Genomic DNA, 2117 nt, shown 5'->3' with positions numbered 1-2117 from the left:
GCAATGACGTGATCGACGGCCGCGGCGGCTCCGACATCCTGCATGGCGGCGCCGGCAACGACTTCATCCGCGGCGGCGCCGGCCATGACCTGATCTATGCCGGSCGCGGCAACGACATCGTCTATGGCGGCGACGGCAACGACACGATCTATGGCGATGACGGCGACGACCAGCTCTTCGGCGAGGATGGCGACGACATCATCTWYGGCGAGGCYGGCRATGACATCATYRTCGGCGGCRMSGGCAACGACCAGCTCTCCGGCGGTGACGGCAACGACCAGATCTCTGGCGGCACCGGCGACGACCAGATCGCCGGGGATGCCGGCAACGACGTCATCCATGGCGATGAGGACGACGACACCGTGGATGGCGGCGCCGGCAACGACGAGCTTCATGGCGATGCCGGCGACGATCACGTCATGGGCGGGGCCGGCAATGACCAGGTCTATGGCGAGGACGGCGACGACATCCTCGACGGTGGCGACGGCGACGACTGGATCGACGGCGGAGAAGGCGACAACACGATCTTCACCGGCGACGGCAACGACACGGTCCGAACCGGCAACGGCAACAATGTCGTCACCGGTGGCGCTCATGTCGACCTCGTCCAGTTCGGCGCCGGCCAGGACACGGCCCAGCTCGGMGCCGGCGACGATGCAGCGGCCGGTGGCGGCGGCRAYGACCGGCTCTTCGGYGAGGMTGGCRACGACACGCTCTCCGGTGATGCCGGYGACGATGTGCTCGATGGCGGTTCCGGCGAYGATCATCTCGCGGGCGGCGCCGGTGACGACCAGATCCATGGCGGGACCGGTAACGACATCGTCTTCGGCGGCGATGGGTGCGACCGGATCGAGGGCGRCGCSGAYGACGACGTCGTCTTCGCCGGCGCCGGCGACGATAGGGTCGAGGGCAATGCCGGCAATGACCGGCTCTTCGGCGAGGCWGGYGACGACCGGATCGAGGGYGACGCGGGMGAYGATRTCRTCGATGGCGGGGCGGGCAAYGACCGGCTCGAAGGCGGCAGCGGCGCGGATACGCTCGATGGMGGTGGGGGCAGGGACCGGGTCGAAGCCGGGTCCGGCAACGACGTGATCATCGGCACCCTCGATGCCACGGCCGATTGCTATGATGGCGGCAGCGGCTGCGACACGTTGGATTACTCCCAGGCGACGCAAAGCATCGACATCAACCTGGTCGAGGGCAAGGCGGTCAGCGTCGAGATCGGCGAGGACAAGTTCTCCAATATCGAGGCCGTGATCGGCGGCAGTGGCAACGACCACTTCACCATCGGCACTGACGCGGTGACGCTGACCGGCGGTGCCGGCGACGACTGCTTCTCSTTCGACGTGCCCTATGACGCGGACGATCGCGACCTGATCCACCGGATCCTCGATCTCSAGGCCGGCGACCGCATCGTCGTCAAGCAGTACCAGWTCGGSACSGATGRCGMSCCCGCCGMCARTGCCGCYGCGGASGGAGCAGATCCGTTCGCCACGGCCTATGGCGACGAGGCCGAYGCTGCCGGCCGGCCCTTCCRCTTCCGCATCGAGAAGATCGGKGACGAYGACYRCACCTATGTCGACGTCTTTCTCGAGCAGCATGACGAGAAGGACTACTCGATCGAGATCCAGGGCAGTCACAGGCTTTAYTAYTAYTGACCTCGGYGCGYGGCCGCRGGGCCWCGCATCCCGGGCGGGCGGACGGGAGAGACCAGCATGACCAGGCGCAGTATCGCATCGCAGGCGGGCGGGGATGCCAGGGAAGGGCGCGAGCCGAACTTCGGGCTCGGCCGGCATATGCTCGCCGGTACCGCGCTCGCCCTGCTCCTGGTCGTCGGCTGCGGCGGCTGGGCCGCGAGCGCCCATCTCAACGGCGCCGTGATCGCCCAGGGCTCGATCAAGGTCGACCAGAACCTCAAGGAGGTGCAGCACCGCGACGGCGGCGTCGTCCAGGCGATCGGGGTGCGACAGGGCGACCGGGTCGAGGCTGGCCAGACCCTGTTCTGGCTCGACGATGTCCAGACCAAGGCCGAGCTCTCGATCATCCGCTCGCAGCTCGGCGAAAATCTCGGCCGCAAGGCCCGCCTGATCGCCGAGCGCGACAACCTTGCCGCGATT

At 67.8% G+C, this 2117-nt stretch carries 1 protein-coding gene and 1 pseudogene; both read left to right on the top strand.

All coding sequences use genetic code 11. The features are described 5' to 3' along the window. A partial coding sequence (locus AC1DJT_RS36305) for a calcium-binding protein (RefSeq protein ID WP_476836011.1) occupies nt 1-1658 on the top strand: 1658 nt, incomplete at its 5' end. Nucleotides 1659-1715: 57 nt separating this feature from the next. Further along, a pseudogene (locus tag AC1DJT_RS36300) lies at nt 1716-2117 on the top strand (HlyD family type I secretion periplasmic adaptor subunit); the annotation flags it as partial.

This window comes from Allobosea sp. 05T422_2 (genome assembly GCF_056396265.1).
The sequence above is the reverse complement of the archived record's forward strand: the minus strand, read 5'-3'. Positions and strand labels throughout refer to the sequence as shown.